The sequence below is a fragment of the Bradyrhizobium cosmicum genome (assembly GCF_032290525.1).
In the GTDB taxonomy this organism is placed as follows: Bacteria; Pseudomonadota; Alphaproteobacteria; order Rhizobiales; family Xanthobacteraceae; genus Bradyrhizobium; species Bradyrhizobium cosmicum_A.
Genome location: NZ_JASXTA010000391.1, coordinates 1 through 254 on the forward strand (window position 1 = coordinate 1; position 254 = coordinate 254).

The window sequence follows — 254 nt, forward strand, 5'->3', positions numbered from 1 at the left end:
GGCATCGGCGCGGAAAAACTTCACCCGGTGCAGAAGGCCTTCATGGCGCACGACGCCCTGCAATGCGGTTTCTGCACGCCGGGCTTCATCGTCGAGGCCGCGGCGTTTCACGATTCCTGGCGCGCGGCGAAGGGAACGGCGGTACCGTCGCGCGAGGAAATCGGCGCGGCGCTGTCGGGACATCTCTGCCGCTGCGGCGCCTATGACGGCATCTTCCGCGCCGTGGCCGACGCCTGCGCCGGCCGCTTCGACGG

The 254-nt window shown here is 69.7% G+C and carries 1 protein-coding gene; it reads left to right on the forward strand.

Going from position 1 to position 254, the window contains the following annotated elements; all coding sequences use genetic code 11:
* A partial coding sequence (locus tag QSV46_RS40360; protein ID WP_314964276.1) for a (2Fe-2S)-binding protein occupies positions 1-254 on the forward strand: 254 nt, incomplete at both ends.